The organism is Bacillus sp. N12A5, assembly GCF_026790125.1.
Lineage (GTDB): Bacteria > Bacillota > Bacilli > Bacillales > Bacillaceae > Bacillus.
Window position 1 is genome coordinate 1 of record NZ_JALAMR010000025.1, and the last position, 20,097, is coordinate 20,097.

Annotated in this window: 19 protein-coding genes; all 19 read right to left on the reverse strand. The window is 43.7% G+C overall.

The genetic code is table 11. The features are described from left to right. Nucleotides 1-302 precede the first annotated feature (302 nt). Nucleotides 303-1,802, reverse strand: coding sequence for a lysine--tRNA ligase (gene lysS / locus MOC09_RS19430; protein ID WP_268360646.1), 1,500 nt, complete (start codon nt 1,800-1,802; stop codon nt 303-305). A 91-nt stretch (nt 1,803-1,893) separates the two neighbouring features. Next, a complete protein-coding gene (gene dusB, locus MOC09_RS19435; RefSeq protein ID WP_268371617.1) occupies nt 1,894-2,895 on the reverse strand; it encodes a tRNA dihydrouridine synthase DusB in 1,002 nt (333 codons plus the stop codon). Nucleotides 2,896-2,909: 14 nt separating this feature from the next. Then, a complete protein-coding gene (locus MOC09_RS19440; RefSeq protein ID WP_268360642.1) occupies nt 2,910-3,128 on the reverse strand; it encodes a helix-turn-helix domain-containing protein in 219 nt (72 codons plus the stop codon). Continuing rightward, nucleotides 3,080-3,583 (reverse strand): 2-amino-4-hydroxy-6-hydroxymethyldihydropteridine diphosphokinase, encoded by a 504-nt coding sequence (folK, locus tag MOC09_RS19445; RefSeq protein ID WP_268371620.1) that lies wholly within the window; start codon nt 3,581-3,583, stop codon nt 3,080-3,082. Before folK ends, MOC09_RS19440 begins: the two co-directional genes overlap by 49 nt. Further along, the gene (gene folB, locus MOC09_RS19450) at nt 3,580-3,942 is read right to left on the reverse strand and encodes a dihydroneopterin aldolase (protein ID WP_268360639.1); all 363 of its coding nucleotides are present in this window, start codon (nt 3,940-3,942) and stop codon (nt 3,580-3,582) included. The genes folK and folB overlap by 4 nt, the downstream gene beginning before the upstream one ends. Then, entirely contained in the window at nt 3,935-4,792 is an 858-nt protein-coding gene (gene folP / locus MOC09_RS19455; RefSeq protein WP_268360637.1) for a dihydropteroate synthase, read from the reverse strand. Before folP ends, folB begins: the two co-directional genes overlap by 8 nt. Beyond that, nucleotides 4,774-5,655: an aminodeoxychorismate lyase gene (gene pabC, locus MOC09_RS19460; RefSeq protein ID WP_268371647.1), complete on the reverse strand. Its 882-nt coding sequence runs from the start codon at nt 5,653-5,655 to the stop codon at nt 4,774-4,776. The genes folP and pabC overlap by 19 nt, the downstream gene beginning before the upstream one ends. Beyond that, the gene (gene pabA, locus MOC09_RS19465; protein ID WP_268360635.1) at nt 5,655-6,239 is read right to left on the reverse strand and encodes an aminodeoxychorismate/anthranilate synthase component II; all 585 of its coding nucleotides are present in this window, start codon (nt 6,237-6,239) and stop codon (nt 5,655-5,657) included. The genes pabC and pabA overlap by 1 nt, the downstream gene beginning before the upstream one ends. 13 nt (nt 6,240-6,252) lie before the next feature. Further along, nucleotides 6,253-7,665, reverse strand: coding sequence for an anthranilate synthase component I family protein (locus MOC09_RS19470; protein WP_268371622.1), 1,413 nt, complete (start codon nt 7,663-7,665; stop codon nt 6,253-6,255). Between the two features lie 161 nt (nt 7,666-7,826). Beyond that, nucleotides 7,827-8,753, reverse strand: coding sequence for a cysteine synthase A (cysK, locus tag MOC09_RS19475; protein WP_003218399.1), 927 nt, complete (start codon nt 8,751-8,753; stop codon nt 7,827-7,829). Between the two features lie 75 nt (nt 8,754-8,828). Then, on the reverse strand, nt 8,829-9,722 hold the full coding sequence (locus tag MOC09_RS19480) for a peptidyl-prolyl cis-trans isomerase (protein WP_268360631.1): 894 nt from the start codon (nt 9,720-9,722) through the stop codon (nt 8,829-8,831). Between the two features lie 47 nt (nt 9,723-9,769). After that, nucleotides 9,770-10,645: a redox-regulated molecular chaperone HslO gene (gene hslO, locus MOC09_RS19485; protein ID WP_268371623.1), complete on the reverse strand. Its 876-nt coding sequence runs from the start codon at nt 10,643-10,645 to the stop codon at nt 9,770-9,772. A gap of 11 nt (nt 10,646-10,656) precedes the next feature. After that, nucleotides 10,657-11,433, reverse strand: a complete 777-nt coding sequence (locus MOC09_RS19490) for a type III pantothenate kinase (protein WP_268360628.1) — start codon at nt 11,431-11,433, stop codon at nt 10,657-10,659. Nucleotides 11,434-11,623: 190 nt separating this feature from the next. Then, nucleotides 11,624-13,537 carry an ATP-dependent zinc metalloprotease FtsH gene (gene ftsH / locus MOC09_RS19495; protein ID WP_268360627.1) on the reverse strand — a complete coding sequence of 638 codons (1,914 nt, stop codon included), beginning with the start codon at nt 13,535-13,537 and terminating at the stop codon, nt 11,624-11,626. A 97-nt stretch (nt 13,538-13,634) separates the two neighbouring features. Continuing rightward, nucleotides 13,635-14,177 carry a hypoxanthine phosphoribosyltransferase gene (gene hpt / locus MOC09_RS19500; RefSeq protein WP_268360626.1) on the reverse strand — a complete coding sequence of 181 codons (543 nt, stop codon included), beginning with the start codon at nt 14,175-14,177 and terminating at the stop codon, nt 13,635-13,637. Then, nucleotides 14,174-15,592 (reverse strand): tRNA lysidine(34) synthetase TilS, encoded by a 1,419-nt coding sequence (tilS, locus tag MOC09_RS19505; protein ID WP_268360625.1) that lies wholly within the window; start codon nt 15,590-15,592, stop codon nt 14,174-14,176. Before tilS ends, hpt begins: the two co-directional genes overlap by 4 nt. Nucleotides 15,593-15,695: 103 nt before the next feature. Further along, nucleotides 15,696-16,712, reverse strand: coding sequence for a serine/threonine protein kinase PrkT (gene prkT, locus MOC09_RS19510; protein WP_268371625.1), 1,017 nt, complete (start codon nt 16,710-16,712; stop codon nt 15,696-15,698). After that, complete coding sequence (locus tag MOC09_RS19515; protein WP_268360623.1) at nt 16,678-17,415, reverse strand: VWA domain-containing protein; 738 nt, start codon at nt 17,413-17,415, stop codon at nt 16,678-16,680. Before MOC09_RS19515 ends, prkT begins: the two co-directional genes overlap by 35 nt. 84 nt (nt 17,416-17,499) lie before the next feature. Next, complete coding sequence (gene spoIIE / locus MOC09_RS19520; protein ID WP_268371626.1) at nt 17,500-19,983, reverse strand: stage II sporulation protein E; 2,484 nt, start codon at nt 19,981-19,983, stop codon at nt 17,500-17,502. Nucleotides 19,984-20,097 lie beyond the last annotated feature (114 nt).

Below are 20,097 nucleotides of genomic sequence, written 5' to 3' on the forward strand. Positions count from 1 at the left end.
GACTGACTACGCACATCGCTGTGCGATTTATAAAAAATGAATTAACAGGTACGTTTTGTCTTGTTTAGTTTTCAAAGATCATTTTGTTCACTTCGTTCAAGCGACTTTATTATTATAACTCGTTGTCTCAGTGAAGTCAATAACTTTTTTTGAAGTTATTTTTTTCGTTATCGCCTTGTTTAGCGGCAACGAATAATAATATACCACCATGTAAATAATAGTGCAATAGTTTTTTTGAAGAAATACTTAGGAATTTAAAAAGAGCGGCATCCTTTCTCCATGAAAGATGCCGCTCTTCTATATTAGCGTTGTCTCATTTGCGGGAATAACAGCACATCACGAATAGAAGGAGCATTCGTTAGCAGCATAACCAGACGGTCAATACCGATGCCTAACCCCCCTGTTGGCGGCATACCGTATTCCAGTGCTTCAACAAAGTCTTCATCCATCAGATGAGCTTCATCATTGCCAGCTTCACGCTCTTTTAACTGCGCTTCAAAGCGTTCTCTTTGATCAATAGGATCATTCAGCTCTGTAAACGCGTTTGCATGTTCACGTCCAACGATAAACAGTTCAAAACGGTCTGTAAAACGCGGGTCCTCAGGGTTTTTCTTAGCAAGAGGAGAAATTTCTACAGGATGACCGTAGATAAACGTTGGCTGAATAAGCGTTTCTTCAATTTTTTGTTCGAAGAATTCGTTAATGATATGGCCTACTGTCATAGACTCTTTAATCTCTACACCATGTTCTTTAGCGTATTCACGCGCCTGTTCAACAGTAACCTCTTCCCAGAAGTCAACGCCAGTCGCTTCTTTGACTGCGTCAACCATATGGATTCTTTTCCACTCAGGTTTAAGGTCGATTTGTTCTTCCCCGTATTGGATCGTAGTCGTTCCAAGCACTTCTTGAGCGATATGGGCAACGAGGTTTTCTGTTAAGCTCATGATATCTTTATAGTCTGCATACGCTTCATACAACTCAATCATCGTGAACTCAGGGTTATGGCGTGTTGAGACACCTTCATTACGGAACACACGGCCGATTTCATATACCTTTTCTAAACCGCCGACGATCAGGCGTTTTAGGTGCAGTTCAATTGCAATACGCATATAGAGCGGAATGTCTAACGCATTATGATGAGTGATAAACGGACGTGCAGACGCACCTCCAGGAATGCTGTGCATTGTTGGTGTTTCTACTTCTAAGTATCCATGATCATCAAGGTATCTTCTCATAGCTTGAATGATCTTGCTTCGTGTGATGAACGTATGTTTGCTGTCTGGATTTACGATAAGATCCAGGTAGCGTTGACGGTAGCGCTGTTCAACATCTTTTAAACCATGGTATTTGTCTGGAAGCGGGCGAAGCGCTTTTGTCAGCAATTCAAAAGAAGTTGCTTTAACAGACAATTCGCCTACATTTGTTTTGAAGACTTTTCCGGTTACGCCGATAAGATCACCGAGGTCAGAAGACTTGAAGATTTCGTATTGATCGTCACCAACACTGTCTTTTCTTACGTAGATTTGAATTTGGCCTTCTAAGTCTTGAAGATGTGCAAATCCGGCTTTTCCTTTGCCGCGTTTTGTCATCATGCGGCCTGCGATTGTGACTTCAATCGCTTTTTCTTCTAACTCTTCTTTGGTTAGATCTTGATATGCCGAAATAACTTCCTGAGACTGATGAGTTCTTTCAAAACGTGCACCGAACGGATCAATGCCGTTTTCTCTCAGCTGATTCATTTTATCGCGTCTGACTTGCAGCTGGTCGTTCAATTCTTCATGGTTATGCTCTTCTTGACTCATTGTTATCACTCCATTACAGATATTGTTTCATAAAAAAAGCAGAAAAACTGCCAGCGCAAAACTGGCAGTGAGCAGCAAATAGAGGTGAGTATTATCCTACTTTTGCGTTTTGAAGCTCTTTTGCCTCAACTTCAACCGTAAATGCATCTAAAAGCTGTACAAACTCTTCTCTTGTCTCGCAATGATTGATTTCATTACGAACATTCGCATTGCCCCTTACGCCTTTCAGATACCATGCAGCGTGCTTTCTCATTTCTCTTACCGCTACATTTTCACCTTTTAAGTTAATCAGGCGGTCAAGATGCAGTTTGCATACCGCCATTTTCTCGCGTACTTGCGGCTCTTCTTTTAATTCACCTGTTTCAAGGTACTGAACCGTACGGTAAATCATCCACGGATTGCCCAATGCAGCGCGTCCGATCATGACACCGTCTACTCCTGTTTCATCGAGCATACGCTTAGCATCCTGCGGCGTCTCCACATCGCCGTTCCCGATAACCGGAATCGATACTGATTGTTTTACTTCTTTGATGATGTCCCAGTTTGCCGTTCCTTCGTACATCTGCACTCTTGTACGGCCGTGAAGCGCAACGGCTTTTCCGCCCGCACGTTCTACGGCCTGTGCATTTTTCACTGCGAAAATGTGGTCTTCATCCCAGCCCATTCTCATTTTCACTGTAACCGGTTTTTCAACGGCATCCACTACTGCAGAAACCATTTCGTAAATCTTATCAGGATCGAGAAGCCATTTGGCTCCCGCATCGCATTTTGTAATCTTTGGCACAGGACAACCCATGTTAATATCAATAATATCAGCAGTTGTGTTTTGATCTACAAACTTCGCCGCTTCTACAAGGGTTTCCTTTTTGCCTCCGAAAATTTGAAGGCTGAGCGGTTTTTCGCGTTCATCAATGTAAAGCATGCCCATTGTTCTAGCATTGTTGTAAAGGATTGCTTTGTCACTGACCATTTCAGCGCATACCAATCCAGCTCCGAACTCCTTTACGGTCAATCTGAATGCAGAGTTGCAGACACCAGCCATAGGAGCAAGCACAACCTGATTTTTCAATTGAATATCCCCAATTTTAAACAAATTTTCTCCTCCTTTCATTTGTTATTTTTTTCGGGCGGCGCCAATTCGTCCGCGCTTATATTTAAAACATCTGTTGCATCTTGAATGATGGCAGCTGACGGCAATCGGTTTCCGCGTTCAATTTCGCCGAGAATAGAAACTGATATACCTAATGCTTTTGCAAATCCTTCTTGAGTATAACCTTTCAGCTTTCTGAATGCACGAATTCGTCTACCCCAGATTTCTGCTTCCATACTCTTACACCTTCTTGGTCGGTTTCCGCGTTTTTTGCCTCTTTTTCAACCTGCGGGCAAATCTCCGCAAGCGGCGCAAGTACAAACAAACGCTCATACATTCTCGGATGCGGAACAATTAGTTGCTCTGTTTCAATATTTTCACGATTAAACAGCAAAATGTCAAGGTCTGCCGTCCTCGGCCCCCATCTTACTTCCCTTGTTCTTCCTAATTCATTTTCGATGTGCTGCGTCAGTTCAAGGAGTTCAAAAGGGTTCAGTGACGTCTTGATTTCAACAGCCATATTCAAAAATTCATCTTGGTCTTCGTATCCGACAGGGTCAGTTTCATAAATAGAAGACACTTGAGTGACCATCACCGCATCATGCTGGTGCAGCAAGGCCACTGCTTGTCTTAAATACGTTTCTCTATCTCCAATGTTAGATCCAAGTGCAATATAAGCTATGTTGTTCATGATTTTTTTCTCGTGATTTCAATTGCTACTGATTTATAGTGTCCGGGAATTGGCGGGTCGGGCTTAATCACTTTCACAGTACATTGCTGCACCGGCTGAAATTTCCGAAGGACCGTATCAGCAATGCGTTCCGCCAGCGTTTCCACTAACTTCACTGGCTCCCCTTCTACGATATCCTTACATACGTGATAGAGCTCAGCGTAGTTGATCGTATGCTCAAGGTCGTCTGTTTGTCCGGCTTTGCTTAAATCCAGCTCAGCAGTTAAATCAACTTTAAACCGCTGGCCGAGCTTGTTTTCTTCTTTGAACACACCGTGATATCCGTAAAACTCCATGCCTTCTACATAGACTTTATCCATGGTGCACCCCTCCCTTATTCAGCATCGCATCCATCATTTTCGCCATTCTGGCTATTTGTTTTACGTCATGGACCCTGACAATGTCGCAGCCTTTTTGAATGCCGAGACATACGGTCGCACCGGTGCCCTCAGCCCGCTCCTCAGGCGGAAGATCCAGAACACGTCCGATGAATCTTTTTCGGGAGGTTGCCAAAAGAACCGGATACCCCAGTCCGCTGAAAATTTCCAGTCTGTTCATTACTGCCAAATTGTCATGATACGTTTTCGCGAACCCGATACCCGGATCAAGAATAATGTTCTTCTCCTCAACTCCGGCCCCAACAGCGATTTTTACACTCTCCATTAAGTCCGACAGCATATCCGGTAATAAGTCATTGTAATTTCTCTCTGGGCGGTTATGCATGAGAACGATTGGAACATTGTGTTCAGCTGCAACCGAAGCCATCTTCGGATCATGTTTCGCTCCCCAAATATCATTGATGATGGATGCGCCGGCTTTCACAGCTTCATCTGCGACAGAAGCCTTGTACGTATCTACGGAAATCGGCACGCCAAGTTCTTTTGTGATCCGCTCAATCACCGGAATCACTCTGGACATCTCCTCATCCTCTGACACGTACTCAGCACCGGGCCTTGTCGATTCTCCTCCGATATCAATGATATGTGCACCGTCATCAATCATCTCTTTCGCGTGCAGGAGCGCCTTGTCTAAGCTGTCATATTTTCCGCCGTCCGAGAAAGAGTCAGGCGTGACGTTTAAAATCCCCATCACCAGTGTCTTCTCTTTATATGATAAAGCGCTGGGCTTGGTGTGGATTACTTGTGTTTGGTCTATCGTTTGCTGCGCCATTCTCTTCCTCCCATTTCATGAATCATGTTCTTTATTTCTTTTTTGTAAAGCGTTTGAAGAGCAGAGACTGCTTCTCCGCTGAGACCCGCATAATTGACTTCTTCTATTTTCGTAAACGGGATGATCTCAAGAACCGAGTTCGTCATCCACGCTTCATCAGCTGTCAAAAGAGCTTCTGACTCATATAGGCCTGTTTTGAGATCCAGCCCTATTTTCTTTGTATGTTCTATAACAAAACGTCTCGTGACACCGTCCAGAATACCGGTATCAAGTGACGGGGTATAGATGCAGCTGCCTTTTCTCCAGAAAACGTTTGATATGATGCCCTCTGCAACAGCACCATCCTCTGTTAAGAAAATCCCTTCGATACGGGGATCATTTCCGATTTCCCGCTTCGCATACATATTATTTAAGTAATGATGAGATTTTAACCGAAATGGCCCCTCTGGTGTGTTTCTCCGTATCGATAAAATCTTTCCTTCTTTTTGTAAAGGTAAGCTTTCTGGGTTCAGCTGGTTCACAAAGCATAAAACAGTTGGTTTATCGTAAGTCTGGGCAACAAAGCCTTTATCGCTGATTCCGGCTGATATGTCCAGCCTGACACGGGCATTCCCATCCTTGATATCATTCAGCCAAAGCAGCTTGTCCAGCATCTCAAGGATCTCATCCTTTGAAACCGTATATTCGATCTGCAGATCCTTAAGCGCCCGTTCAAGCCTTTCTATATGCCAATCAAGCAAAAATGGGCAGCCTTCGTAAAGCCTGAAGGTTTCGAAAACACCGATCCCATATAAAAATCCATGGTCAAAAGGAGAAAGAACTGCATCTTTCTCCTCTATATACCGGCCGTTTACATATATCATCACGCAATAACTTCCTTGCGGTATGTCTCAATGAAATTTCTGAGCATTTCTTTCCCAAAGGAGGTCATTATAGACTCTGGGTGAAATTGCACGCCCTCTATCGGGAGGTCATTGTGGCGAATGGCCATGATTTCTCCTTCTTTCGTTTGTGCTGTTACTGTGAAACAGCTTGGAAGCGTCTCAGGTTTAACAATCAGCGAGTGGTAACGAGTCGCGACAAGGGGATTTTTCAAACCTTCAAAGATTGTTTTGCCGTCATGCTCGATATCCGAGGTTTTTCCGTGCATCAGCCGTTCTGCCCTAACCACGTCACCGCCAAACACTTGGGCGATGGACTGATGTCCGAGGCATACACCGAAAATGGGAATTTTGCCTGCAAAATGTTTAATAGCTTCAAGGCTGATTCCTGCCTCATCAGGACTGCACGGTCCAGGAGAAATCATCAGGAAATCCGGAGACAGCTCTTCGATTTCTTCAACAGTGATGTCGTCATTACGTTTTACAATCAATTCTTCCCCAAGCTCACCTAAATACTGCACCAAGTTGTACGTGAATGAATCGTAGTTATCAATCATTAAAATCATTTCTCCGCTCACCTCATCTAATTTTTGTCTCTTCTTTGCTCAGCTCTAATGCCTTTTGCATTGCAAAAGCTTTTTTGAATGATTCCCTGTATTCGTGCTTTGGAACAGAATCAATCACAACTCCTGCGCCGGACTGCATAAATGCCTGCCCTCCGGTTGCATAAATGGTTCGAATGACGATATTAAACTGCAGATCGTGATTATATCCAAACCATCCTATAGATCCAGTATAAAGCCCGCGGCGTGTCGGCTCAAGTTCTTCTATAATTTCCATCGTTCTCACTTTGGGAGCACCTGTAATGGTTCCTCCAGGAAATACAGCATGAATAATATCTACAGCGTCATACCCATCCTGCAGTTCACCTTGGACGTTAGACACAATGTGCATCACATGCGAGTATTTTTCAATAGCCATGAATTCGTTCACGCGCACAGACCCGTAACGTGATACTCTTCCCAGATCATTTCGCTCAAGATCAACCAGCATGACATGTTCAGCTCGTTCTTTTTCGTTGTGGATCAATTCGTTTGCGAGCGCCTCATCTTCTTCATCGGTTTTCCCTCTGGAACGGGTCCCGGCAATCGGTCTCGTCTCTAATCGTTTGCCCTTTTTGCTGACAAGCAGTTCAGGCGATCCGCAAATAATTTGAAAATCAGGTGTTTCTAAATAGGCCATATACGGAGAAGGATTCACTTCTCTCAGAGCCTTGTAAATTTGATACGGGTGGGCAGACAGTGACTGTGACTGCCTGATTGACAGATTGACTTGAAACACATCTCCACTGGCAATGTATTGTTTGATTTTCTCTACTGCTTGTGAGAATCCATCCTCAGTAAATGGTGCCGCAAAGGAACCGTCTGCTTCATGCTTCATCTCTCGCGAAGGAACAGCAGGAAGCTCAGTCACCCACATGCGCTCCAGCTCAGATAGCTTCGCCTCTGCAGATTTTTGATCAGAACCATTAACATGAGTAATCAGCCACAGAGTCTCTTCTTGATGGTCATAAACTGCTATATCATCAAAAACAAGAAAATATATATCCGGTGTTTCCAGGTCATCTAATGAAAGCATTTTAAAGTTCTCAATGTAACGTGCGTAATCATAGCTAAGAAACCCGATTGCCCCGCCTTGAAAATCCGGAAGCTCATCATCCGTTTCTGTTTCCAGCGTTTTAAACCAGCTGTGGAAGGCACGTAAAGGATCACCTTCCTTAAACAGCATCTCGTCACCATGCTTAATGGTGGTAATTCCATCTTTTCCTTTTACAGTCGCAATTGGATCAAGACCGGCTATCGTGTATCTGCCGCCTCTTGCACTTTCAAGCAGTACATGCTGTTTTTTGGATTGCGCAAGTTTCTCAAATTGTTGTAAGAATGAATCTTTTTGGAAGGGTACTTTTTTGCCTGCCGGTCTGCGTTGTGCCATTTATATCATTCCTCTATTTTCTATTTTGCTTGTTTTTTATTGTAAAGCAATCTTGTTAGTGAAAAAAGTGAATTTCTCTTCCAAGAATAACATTCGTCGCAGACACGGCATATTTGATGCACAAATAAAAAAAACTCCCGGCGGACCGGGAGTTTGCTTTTTTAATCGAATTGGTACAGCGGCGTGCTCAGATAACGTTCGCCGTTACTTGGAATGATAGCTAATACTTTTTTTCCTTTTCCAAGTTTTTTCGCCACTTGAAGAGCAGCATAAATTGCCGCACCTGATGAGATGCCTCCGAGAATTCCTTCTTCACGTGCAGCTCTGCGCGCATATTCAAATGCTTCTTCATTCTTCACAGGGAAAATTTCATCGTATACTTCCGTGTTTAAGATGTCCGGCACAAATCCAGCTCCGATCCCCTGAATTTTGTGGGGGCCTGGTTTTCCTCCTGAAAGCACTGGAGAATCTGACGGTTCAACAGCGTAAATTTTGATGGAAGGGTATGCTTCCTTCAGAACTTCACCCGCTCCTGTAATCGTTCCGCCTGTTCCGATTCCCGCCACAAATGCGTCAAGCTGATCATCACCGAATTGTTCAACGATTTCCTTACCCGTTGTTTGACGGTGAATTTCTGGGTTAGAAGGGTTATTAAACTGCTGAGGCACAAAGTATCCATGCTTTTCAGCAAGTTCTTCAGCTTTCTTAATAGCACCTTTCATGCCTTCCGCACCAGGAGTTAGCACAAGCTCAGCACCGTATGCGCGAAGAAGGTTGCGGCGCTCCATACTCATTGTATCAGGCATAACCAAAATAGCTTTTAATCCTTTAGCAGCAGCAACCATCGCAAGACCGATTCCCGTATTTCCGCTTGTCGGTTCAATGATTGTATCACCAGCTTTTAATTTTCCTTCTTTTTCAGCGGCTTCAATCATGGCTAAGCCGATACGGTCTTTTACACTGCTTCCAGGGTTCATGTATTCAAGCTTTAGATATACATCCGCACTGTTTTCATCTGCAAGGCGATTTAATTTAACGATTGGCGTATTCCCAATTAATTCAGTAATGGAGTTTGCTACACGTACCATTCTCGACACCTCAATTTCCGACTATTTGTATTGGTATTATGTATATAATCTATCAATTTCAAAATTTTTTGTCAATCATTTAGTACTTTTTTCCCCATAAAACCAAGATACATCAGCTTCTTTCCATAGCGTTTTGACTGTAGCTTTATCACCTAACTGATCCATTGCGATTTGCCGCCTGATCTGATCCTTCACTTCATCATATGAGAATGTCCTTGCCTTTAGTTTTTCTTTCAGCTGAATCACGGCATATCCGTTACTGACCTTTATCGGCTCCTCAGACCATTCATCCTCTTTGAGTGTTTTAGCTTCTTCAATGTATGCTGACGGGATGTTGTCTGATGCTTCTGTGACAAAGCCTAAATCTCCGCCGTATGGTGATGTATATCTGTCTGTGGACCTTTCCGCTGCAACAGCTTCAAAGCTAGAGCCGCCTTTTAGTTCTTTCAGGACTTCTCTCGCTTCTTCTTCATCTTTTACAACAATGTGCCGAATTCGATACGAATCATCAAACTGATACAGTTCTTTATTTTTATTATAGAATGATTTCATTTCACTGTTTGAGATATCAATATCCCTCGTTAACAATTCTTCGAGGAGAATATTATAACGAATTTGGTCTTTCCACTCTTTTTCAGTTGTATGTTCGTCTTCGTAAAAGGAATTGTTGACCGCTTTAATCAGCAAAAATTCACGATCAATTTCATTTTTAGACACTTTGAGATCGTTCTTTTTGGCGAGCTGCTCAACGACACGGACATTGATCATATCTTCAAGAGTCGACTTTCCATATTGATCTTCCATTTCTTTCAGCCATTCTTCTCTTGTCACGCTTTTGCCTCCGATCGTCGCAATAGACTCACCGGACGGCGATGCGCCTGCTTGGGATTTGGTCAGCGTATACGCAACGGCAATACAGCAAACCAGCAGCGCCCCTAAAATAACGGTCCAGATTGTTCTTGATTTCAAACCTGCTTTCAGCCCCTTTTCTTAAATTAAAAAACCCGCTAAAGAGCTTAGCGGGTAGTTTGATCACGAAGCCCTTCCAGCTCTTCTTTTGTAAATAAGTACTTTTCATTACAAAAATGGCATACAGCTTCGGCTTGTCCATCTTCTTCTATCATATCTTGAATTTCTTTTTTGCCTAGTCCTAAAATAGCTGTTTCGAAACGTTCTTTTGAACAAGGACAATGGAATCTAACAGGCATCGTTTCTAAAATCTCAGGCTTCTCACCTAGGACCTCTTCCAAAATTTCTTCAGGTGTAAGCCCTTTTTGGATGAGCTTAGAAATCGGCTCTACTTGAGATAGCCGCTGTTCAATTTTTGTGATCGTTTCATCATCTGTTCCCGGCATAAGCTGAATAATAAAGCCTCCTGCCGCAAGAATGGTATTGTCAGGATTCACGAGCACTCCTACACCCACTGATGAAGGAACCTGTTCCGATGACACAAGATAGTAGGTGAAATCATCGCCCAATTCTCCTGAAACAATTTCTACTTGTCCTGTGAAGAACTCGCGCAGCCCTAAATCTTTTACGACACTTAACGTTCCGCTCGTTCCAACCGCACGTCTGACATCAAGCTTGCCTTGTTCATTTAAATCAAAATGTACTTGCGGGTTAGAGACGTACGCTCTGACTTCCCCTTTTGCATTGGCATCAGCCACAATTGCTCCGATTGGACCTCCGCCCTCGATTTTCACTGTCAGCTTGTCATCACCCTTCAGCATAGCGCCGAGCATAAGCGAAGCTGTCATTGTACGGCCCAGTGCAGCGGATGCTGTCGGCCACGTGCCGTGCCGTCTTTGCCCCTCATTTACCATTTCCGTTGTTCTCGCTGCATAAGCGCGAACTTTTCCTTCATACGCAAGTGCTTTTACTAAATAATCCATTACAAAACCTCCTATACACTTCCTACGCGGTTTCGTTCATAAATCAATTCCAGCCCTTTAAGGGTTAAGAATGGATCAACGATATCTATACAATCTGATTCGTTTGCAATGAGCGGCGCAAGGCCTCCCGTCGCAATGACCTTTGGTTCCTGTTTAGCCTGCCATTTCATTCGCTTGACGATTCCTTCCACTTGACCGACATAGCCAAATAAAATTCCAGATTGCATCGCGCTTACAGTGTTTTTTCCGATGATATTGTCAGGCCGGGTGATTTCGATTCGCGGAAGCTTTGCCGCACGCGAGTAAAGCGCCTCTGTCGAAATCGTAATCCCAGGAGCAATCGCCCCGCCCATGTATTGTTTGTTTTCATCTATATAGCAGTACGTTGTGGCAGTTCCGAAATCAACAACAATTAACGGATTGCCGTATAAGTGTATCGCAGCGACAGCATTTACGATTCTGTCTGCTCCCACTTCTTTCGGATTGTCATATTTTATATTTAAACCGGTTTTCATACCCGGACCGACAATTTGCGGTTCGATATGAAAGTATTTTGTGCACATTCTTTCTAACGCAAACATGATTGGCGGCACTACTGATGAAATAATAATGCCATCTATCTGTTCAAACATAAGTCCGGAATGGTCGAATAAAGAGCGCAAAATCATCCCAAACTCATCTTCTGTTTTATGCCTGCTTGTTTCTATACGCCAGTGATATTCTAATTTTCCCTCATGATATACACCAAGTACAGTATTGGTGTTCCCCACATCAATAACCAGTAACAACCTCTATCACCACTTTTGAATAGTTTCTCTATATTACTTTTACAAACATTCTACAATACCATACACGATCAGCGGCTCATTTGTAAACAAATCGATACCAGAATTGGATGATTGCAAAAGCGGCTGCTTGAGGCAAAATTACATAAAAAAACTGCCAGCGTCAGCTGGCAGTTTTTAGAAAGAAAGCGAATTACTCTTTTGTATCGTCTTTCTTTTCTTCTGTCTTCGTCAGAATGTTTACTTTCACGTCATCATTCTTCTCATCATCAGAAAAATTGCGCTCTGGCAATGTTCCATGATCGACAAGGTGTTTGATTTGTTCAGCGTCCAGTGTTTCAACTTTCAGAAGCGTTTGAGCAATCAATTCAAGCTTGTCACGATTTTCAGTCAGGATTTGTTTCGCACGCTCATAACATTCTTTGATGATGCGCTGAATTTCCTGATCAATTTCGTAAGCGATCTGATCACTGTAGTTTTGTTCGTTGTTGAAATCACGGCCTAAGAATACCTGACCGCCCTGAGACTGTCCAAATTGCATTGGTCCCAGTTTATCTGACATACCGAATTCTGTAACCATTCGTCTAGCAATGTTTGTCGCACGCTGGAAGTCATTGTGCGCTCCTGTGCTAACTTCACCGAAGATAATCTCTTCAGCGACACGTCCGCCCAAGAGGCCGACAATTTTATCAAGCAGCTCGGGCTTTGTTTGGAAGTAACGGTCTTCTCTTGGCAGCATAACAGCGTAACCGCCTGCCTGCCCCCGAGGAACAATCGTTACTTTATGAACCATATCTGCCTCATCTAAAACAAGTCCGATAACGGTGTGTCCGCCTTCGTGATAAGCCACGATATTGCGTTCTTTCTTAGAGATGACGCGGCTCTTCTTAGCTGGTCCGGCAATTACGCGGTCCGTCGCTTCGTCAATATCACGTGCATCGATTTTTTTCTTATTTTGACGAGCTGCCACTAGTGCAGCTTCATTCAGGAGATTTTCTAAGTCAGCGCCCGAGAAGCCAGGTGTTCTCATGGCAATTGATTTCAGGTTAACCGTTTCATCCAGCGGTTTGTTTCTCGCATGGACTTTCAATACAGCTTCACGGCCAATGACATCTGGGCGGTCCACTGTGATTTGACGGTCAAAACGTCCCGGACGAAGTAAGGCTGGGTCCAAGATGTCCGCACGGTTCGTCGCAGCAATGATGATAATACCTTCATTGGCGCTGAATCCGTCCATTTCAACAAGCAATTGGTTGAGCGTCTGTTCACGTTCATCGTGTCCGCCGCCGAGACCCGCTCCACGCTGGCGTCCGACTGCGTCAATTTCATCAATGAAGATCAAACAAGGCGCATTCTTTTTCGCATTTTCAAACAAGTCACGCACACGGGAAGCACCGACCCCTACAAACATTTCAACGAAATCAGATCCGCTGATGCTGAAGAAAGGTACGCCAGCTTCACCTGCACAAGCTTTGGCCAGCAATGTTTTACCGGTACCAGGAGGTCCGACTAAAAGTACGCCTTTTGGTATTCTTGCACCAAGCTCGGCAAACTTGCGGGGATCTTTCAGAAACTCAACAACTTCAACGAGTTCTTGTTTTTCTTCGTCTGCCCCTGCAACGTCTTTAAATTTGACGCGTTTCTTTTCCTCTGTATAAAGCTTCGCCTTGCTCTTACCAAAGTTCATGACACGGCTGCCGCCGCCTTGAGCCTGATTGAGCAGGAAGAAAAACAGAATAAAGATAATGACAAATGGGATGATGGTCGTCAGGAACGTCACCCATCCGCTTGTTTCTTGAGCGGGCTCAACCTTTACGTCTGTCTTTTTCAAAGCATTAAATATCTGGTCTGCTCCCTTTCCTTCAGGAACATGAGTCAAAAAGTATTGATCTTTGTCGTAGTTTTTCAGCTGTCCTTTTACCTCATAAACACCTCTGACAGGCTGAACCGATACGCTATCAACTTTCCCGTCATCCAGGTTTTTGATGAACGTACTGTACGACATATTTTCTGTTTTCGGATTTGAGGTCTGGAAGTAGCTCACAACCCCGATTACTACTAATAAAATAAGTAAATAAAAAATGGTATTACGGAAGACCCGATTCATTCCTTACCTCCTCCCACAGTAAGCACAACTATGTTCAATAGTACCATAGAAAATCATTCCAATACAAACAATAACCATCTCGGAAGCAGGCTGCCGATCAGCTTTCATAAACTGCCGGTTTTAACACTCCGATATAAGGCAGATTGCGATAGCGCTCAGCATAATCAAGTCCGTAACCCACTACAAACGCGTCAGGAACTTTAAAGCCTACAAAGTCTGCTTTGATGTCCGCTTTTCTTCCGCTCGGTTTATCCAAAAGGGTAACAATCTTAATTGATTTTGCTTTACGGTATCGGAAGAGCTCTACTAGATAACTTAAGGTTAACCCACTGTCGATGATATCTTCAATAATTAAGATGTCCCGGCCCTCTACAGATGTATCCAAATCTTTAATGATTTTGACTTCTCCAGAAGAAACCGTAGACTTTCCGTAGCTTGATACATCCATGAAATCCATTTCCAAATATGTATCAATATGCTTGATAAGATCCGCCATAAAAGGAAGCGCTCCTTTTAACACACCGATTGCCAACGGAAATGTATCTTGATACTCGCTCGTTAATTCTGCGCCTAACTCTTTTACTTTCTCTTGTATCTCTTCCTCTGAGATCAGTACTGTTTCGATATCATGTTTCATCATGATTTTGCTTGCCCCCTACACTTTTCATGCTGTCTATATTGTAATACAATGCGGTCGCTGTTTGGAATCACAAGATCTTCAAAAATTGATTTTTTCAAGCCCGGTATCCAGATAATTTCACCGCTTGCGTCAGTCACAATCGGCCAGCTGTCTCTTTCTCGGAGAGGCAGTTTCTTATCAATAAATATATCCTTTACCTTTTTCGAGCCGTTCATCCCTTTTAGTTTAATCCGGTCTCCAGCTTTTCTTGTCCGGATCGTTAAGGGAAATCGAACCTTTTTTGCACTTGTAATAAAAACAGCATTCCCATGTTCTTCAGGCGATTCCGCATAATGCTTTGCCTCTATCAGAAATCCATTGGGGAGCACTGCCGTTTCGCCAGCAGCTCCGCTTATTTGGTATTCAAAGGGAACATTTTTGCACTGCCATTGTTCAAATGTAAACAAACATGTCTGATATGATTTGACCACCCTCAGCCCTCTTGGGAAATCCAATACTCCTGAAGGACTGCCTTTTTCAGCCCACTCAAGAAACTGCTGAATATGATGAGCTGAAAAGGATGATGGAACGTTTTCATAAAGATAGTTTAATATTAGTTGAACTCCTCTTCTTTGTAAAGGCATCGGGAGGGCAAGCAATTGAGAGGAATTGATTTCAACTGATGTATTAGACTGGCTTGTGATTACTTTATTCATTTCATCTTTCGTTAATGACTGTAAGAATTGCTCATCTTCCGTCAGTGCCTCGCTTACTTTCTGAAACCTTTTATGCACATCCGGCGACTCCTGTTTCAAAAACGGGAGGACTGTTTTTCTGAATCTGTTCCTGGTGTAATCATCTTTGGCATTGCTTTCATCCGTGCGGTAGCTCAAGCCGTTTTCACGGCAATAGTGAAGGATCTCTTCCTTAGTAATGGTTAAGAATGGCCTGATGATCCGTCCCGTCCCAAAACGCCTGACAGCCTGCATTCCCGCAAGTCCCGCTCCAAGCGTGCCCTTAGCCAGTCTCATAAGGATCGTTTCAATCTGGTCATCACCATGATGCGCAAGTGCCAGATAGTCCGCTTGATGCTTTGACATGACTTCCTCAAAAAATTGATAGCGGCAATCACGTGCTGCAGCCTGTTTATTGAGACCTTTTTCCTGTGCATAAGCGGTTACATTGATTTGAGCCGTTTCACACACGAGCTGTTCAGCCTTACAATAAGCTTGGACAAAACGCATGTCCTCCTCGGATTCCGCGCCCCTGAACCGATGGTCAACGTGCGCCGCAATAATATTCGCTGAACGGCCGCATAACGTATGAAGCACGTGGAGAAGCGCCATTGAGTCCGGACCGCCGGAAACGCCTACAATGATTGTGGTCCCTTTTAATGAAAGATGATGTTTGCTAAAAAAATCTTTGACACTTTTCACAATGTCCTCCTCACAATGAGCAGGTTTTTTAAAGATATTCATATCCTATCACTTTCAATCCCTCCAAGCAAAGAAGAAGCACAGGCTTAGCAGATTCCGCCACTCAGATTAAGAAAAAGATAATGTAGGCAAAATAAAGCGCTAACACACTGACCACAATAAGCGTTGTTTCAAACAATCCGCCTGACTTCGCCGCCTTCTGTTTTGGAGTGTATCGCGTCTTCGTTACTTTCCCTTGGCGCGGTTTTTGCTGTCTTTGTCTTGTGACAGGCTGCGGTGAAGCTTTTACAGCTTGTTTTCTCTGTACTGCATTTTGCCCCGCGTCGAGCATATCCTTCTTCATTTCAACTGCGGATTGATAATCTCCATTCAATGCTGATAAAAGCACTTTTTTATACTTTTTCAGCAGCGCATTTCCTTCAATGAGAGATCTAAGCTGTTCCTTAGGCTGGTTTGTTTTCTTGAATTCTTTTTTATACACGCTGTTGATCATAATCATGGCAACCGCGAACAAATCATAGGATGGCTCTGCTTTTCTTGTTCCATACCCCCAATACCCTCTGTCATAAAACTCTGTATACTCTTTTATGGCCCGGCCTTCCTTTGTCGTGCCGCCTACATCGATGCAACGGATTCTTGCAGGCGGACCGTTTACGATCAGATTATCAGGTTTAAGATCGCCAAATATCCATCCTTGCTGGTGAAGCACTGATAAGCTGGATAACAGTTGAATCATCAATACCGGTATCCATTCTGCCCCTTTATCATTGACGAATTTCAGAAGCAGCGGCCCTTTTATGTATTCCATTGCATAAAATGAAACTTTCGTATTGGCACTGGGGATATAGGCGTCGTCCGTATCAAAAAAAGAAGGCCCCATCGTAACGGACTGGGCCTTTGAAAAAGATTTCAAGACATTCACTTCAGAAGTAATAGACAGGCTGTCATCACTCACCTTTAAGGCAACATGTCCATCTGATGCTTCTGCCAAATACACAATTCCATTGGCGCCTTTTCCTAGCTGTTTACGCAATGTATAAGTGTTTCCATTCCACTTGCCTTTGATTGTCGTACCCGGCTTAAGATTACATGCCAAACTCGTCAAGGCGTCGTTCATCATCTGCCAGCATGCTCCTTCTTGAGCGGATTTTTTGAAATTGCAGAGTCGCTTCACGTATCGCCGGACCTGTCGGCGTGATCCCGCCAGTTGAAAGCTTTGCAAAGAGAGTGGAAAGCGATTGCAGCTTCGGTGTCCAGTTCAGCACAAGCTCGACCTCTTGTTTTTTCCCGGGAAATATACACATCGCAAATTCGTTATTGCCGATTCGGGAATTGAGGCTGACAGACAAATCGATCAGCGCCTCTTTCACTGTAGGAAGCTTAGGCGCCATACTTGCGCTTGTATCAACCAGAACCAAAACCTGAAGATGCACCGTTTCTCCAAGCTCGTCTACCACTTCCATGACTTCGCCGCGCTTTTCCGGAGAAAGCTCCTCCATTTCCACATTCTTTCCGAGAATTTGTTTCAGCTCTTGATTAACCACGCCTTGTAAGGTTTGCGTCATCGCTTTTTTTGTTACCATTTGAACGGTTTGTGAAAGCTGAGACGCATATACAACCTGATGCACGCCGCCTCCGGCAAGTGCAATCCCTTCGACTTCCTTCATTGCCTCAGGGTCAATTTGGTTTTCTTCCATTATACCTATGACATTTACAGTAATCCCCTGCTCCTTAGCAAAAGCAGCCATTGCAAGCGGGTCTTCCCCATGATTCGAGCAGCCATCCGTTATCAGCAAAATTTGATTTAAATGTCCGTTATTCACATTCATTCCTCCTGGAGAATACGAGGATTCTCAGATTCATATATTCCCATCTTCGCCAGAAGAAATTTGATTTATACGGAAGCATTATGAAATTTCTTGTTTGTGTTGAAAGATGGCCGGAACAGGAATGGATGCCCATTTTGGTGTATTATGGTCAATCCGGACGACAACGACTGTCATATCATCCTCAATTTGGCCAGATCGCGTACGGATGACTTCTTCCATGAGCAAATCGGCAATCTCCTGCGGGTCAGTTGTTTTCAAGCCTTTCATTTTGCGCTTCATCCATAAGTCATGATTTTCTACATGCTTAGGCCCCTCAAAAATGCCGTCACTCATCATAATCAAAAGGTCGCCCGCTTTCAGCTGCTCACTCACAACCTCCACATCGAATTCATTAATAATACCGATTGGCAGATTGCTCGCTTGAACTTTCATTACTTGGTCTCCCCGTTTAATAAAGCTAGGGGTTGATCCGACCTTCAAAAATTTACAGCTGGCATCTTGAAGATCGATAATAGATAGGTCAAGCGTGGAATATATCTCGTCAGTTGTCCTTAGAGACAGTATGCTGTTGATCGTTTTAATGGCTATTTTTTCATCAATGCCGGATTCAAGGATTTTCTCAAGAAGCTTGATCGTTTCATTGCTTTCGAAGTGCGCCCTAGCGCCATTGCCCATTCCGTCACTGATTGCAGCAGCATACTTTCTTGCTCCAAGCTCCATCATGCTGTAGCTGTCGCCGGAGACAAGGCCGCCGCCCTTCGCAGCGTGAGCCGCACCCGTAGATACCCTGAATGATTTTGTTGATCCAAAGGCGACATGGCTGTATCCATTCGGATGCGGAGAATGCTGTTCAGCTTTCACGAGAATTTGTTCCTCCAGAATGTCAGAAAGCATAGGAGCAATAATTTTTTCACTTTCTCCATGTCCGCTGAACGGAATGGTCATTTCAATATCGATATTTCCTTGTTCAAGACTATAGATCTCCACATGCTGAATCTCGATTCCGAAATGCTGAAGCGCCTCTATAATTTGCTCTTCCTGCAGGAAATGCTGTTCTCGTTCTCTTTTTATTTCCCGAGAAAAGTCTGCCATGACTTCAGAAACACCTAAAAGCTGTTCAGCAACAAGACGCCTGCTGTCCTGCACTTTTTTCTTGAGCGTCAAGTGGGCATGATGGTGTGCGAGTTCATCCTCAATCAGCTCTTCAACCTGTTTTGATTTAGAACAATGCTGATGAAACTCTTTCTTCAGTCTTCGGTTTGATGCATATTGTTTTTCTTCTGTTTCAAGCATAACTTGTTTCATTAAGTCATATGTTTTATCAAAGTTCTGTACCCAGCACCTGTTTTTCTTGTAGCACGTCTGACAGGAATGCTCCGTAATCTTGCTTAAAAACAGATCAACTTCGCTGTCATCTGTCTGTTCGTCCGATGCTTGGTAAAAGGTTGCAAAGCTTTCAGACAGCGCATGAAACACATTAGAGAATTGGTCTACCTTTTGAGCAGTGACATCTCTGATTTTCCTTGCATATTGCTGCTGCTCTTGTAGATGCTCCACAGTTCCCGGAATATATCGCGCCACTTTCCTTGTAATAGATTGAGGTGTTAGCAAAAACAGACCGACTGCGATTAATGACTCATAGAGCGTTGTCATCAATCCGGCAGAGCCTTCACCGTACAAAGAAATAAGAAGCGACCCAACAATCAGACCGATTGCTGCACCCGCTTTTTTCCCTTCCTTCAGCAAACCGCCTAATAAGCCGGAAAATGCGAGCAGACTCATTTGATAAAGATTTCCGATATTCGCCAAGCCAAGAATCAGACCGGTCACAACACCAACCGTACAGCCAATGCTTGCTCCGCCAATAAAGGAAAAACTCAATACAACATAACGAGCCAATATATGTTCTGCCTGCATCCCTTGATAGGACAAGCCGGCAAGTCCCGTCAGCACGGAAGCGATAAGGATCATAAAGCAAATAATTTCTTCTATTTTTAAAGATTGTTTTACTTTTTTCACAGTGAAAATCGGAAGGCTTTGAAGGAAAATCAGCGTTAGAATAAAGGATAGTCCAGCTTCAACGACAGCCATTACATAATCATAGGTTGTAAACGCGCCATTTTGAGCGTAAACAAACCCGGCTCTTGCTGCAGCCATGGAGAAGAACACGACAATCGGAAGTGCTTTTACACGATCGTCGGTGATGAAGGCAGCCACTTTAGAAAATACGAAGAAGGCGAGCAATGCCGCTAGTATGAGCAAGGAGTGCTTCGGAGAAATGGTCAGCGCTCCTGCAAGCACAGCCAAAACCGCATAAAGCGCCTTGTCTCTTCTGATGAGAAGCATTGCTCCAAAGAAAGGAAGTGCGAAAGGAAGCACCTCGGATAATATGAAAGCCCGTCCAAGCAAAAACCCGATGACGACATAAATGAATCCTTTATAGAAAAACAGTGAATGCACATGATGAGTCACCAGCTTCGCGCCCCTGTTAAAAAACAATTGGAGTTTTTCCAAAGCTTGTCCCGCCATTGGCCCGTTCACTCTTCTTTCTGCTTTTTCCATTCCTCTCATCTCCCACCTGTTATATTCGTTGCCTGTCATTATAGCGAAAGCACAGATAGGATTTTGTCAAAAGAAGGTAACAATACCAAAGAAATCTTCGACGGTTTCTGCCTT

What these genes read in the sequence shown, in the direction of transcription:
- pabC (WP_268371647.1), bottom strand. Translation starts at nt 5,655, where the DNA reads ATGATATATGTAAACGGCCGGTATATAGAGGAGAAAGATGCAGTTCTT.
- folB (WP_268360639.1), bottom strand. Translation starts at nt 3,942, where the DNA reads ATGGATAAAGTCTATGTAGAAGGCATGGAGTTTTACGGATATCACGGT.
- hpt (WP_268360626.1), bottom strand. Translation starts at nt 14,177, where the DNA reads ATGATGAAACATGATATCGAAACAGTACTGATCTCAGAGGAAGAGATA.
- pabA (WP_268360635.1), bottom strand. Translation starts at nt 6,239, where the DNA reads ATGATTTTAATGATTGATAACTACGATTCATTCACGTACAACTTGGTG.
- MOC09_RS19470 (WP_268371622.1), bottom strand. Translation starts at nt 7,665, where the DNA reads ATGGCACAACGCAGACCGGCAGGCAAAAAAGTACCCTTCCAAAAAGAT.
- hslO (WP_268371623.1), bottom strand. Translation starts at nt 10,645, where the DNA reads ATGGATTATTTAGTAAAAGCACTTGCGTATGAAGGAAAAGTTCGCGCT.
- folP (WP_268360637.1), bottom strand. Translation starts at nt 4,792, where the DNA reads ATGGCGCAGCAAACGATAGACCAAACACAAGTAATCCACACCAAGCCC.
- prkT (WP_268371625.1), bottom strand. Translation starts at nt 16,712, where the DNA reads ATGATGAACGACGCCTTGACGAGTTTGGCATGTAATCTTAAGCCGGGT.
- MOC09_RS19440 (WP_268360642.1), bottom strand. Translation starts at nt 3,128, where the DNA reads ATGGAAGCAGAAATCTGGGGTAGACGAATTCGTGCATTCAGAAAGCTG.
- folK (WP_268371620.1), bottom strand. Translation starts at nt 3,583, where the DNA reads ATGAACAACATAGCTTATATTGCACTTGGATCTAACATTGGAGATAGA.
- cysK (WP_003218399.1), bottom strand. Translation starts at nt 8,753, where the DNA reads ATGGTACGTGTAGCAAACTCCATTACTGAATTAATTGGGAATACGCCA.
- ftsH (WP_268360627.1), bottom strand. Translation starts at nt 13,537, where the DNA reads ATGAATCGGGTCTTCCGTAATACCATTTTTTATTTACTTATTTTATTA.
- spoIIE (WP_268371626.1), bottom strand. Translation starts at nt 19,983, where the DNA reads ATGGAAAAAGCAGAAAGAAGAGTGAACGGGCCAATGGCGGGACAAGCT.
- lysS (WP_268360646.1), bottom strand. Translation starts at nt 1,802, where the DNA reads ATGAGTCAAGAAGAGCATAACCATGAAGAATTGAACGACCAGCTGCAA.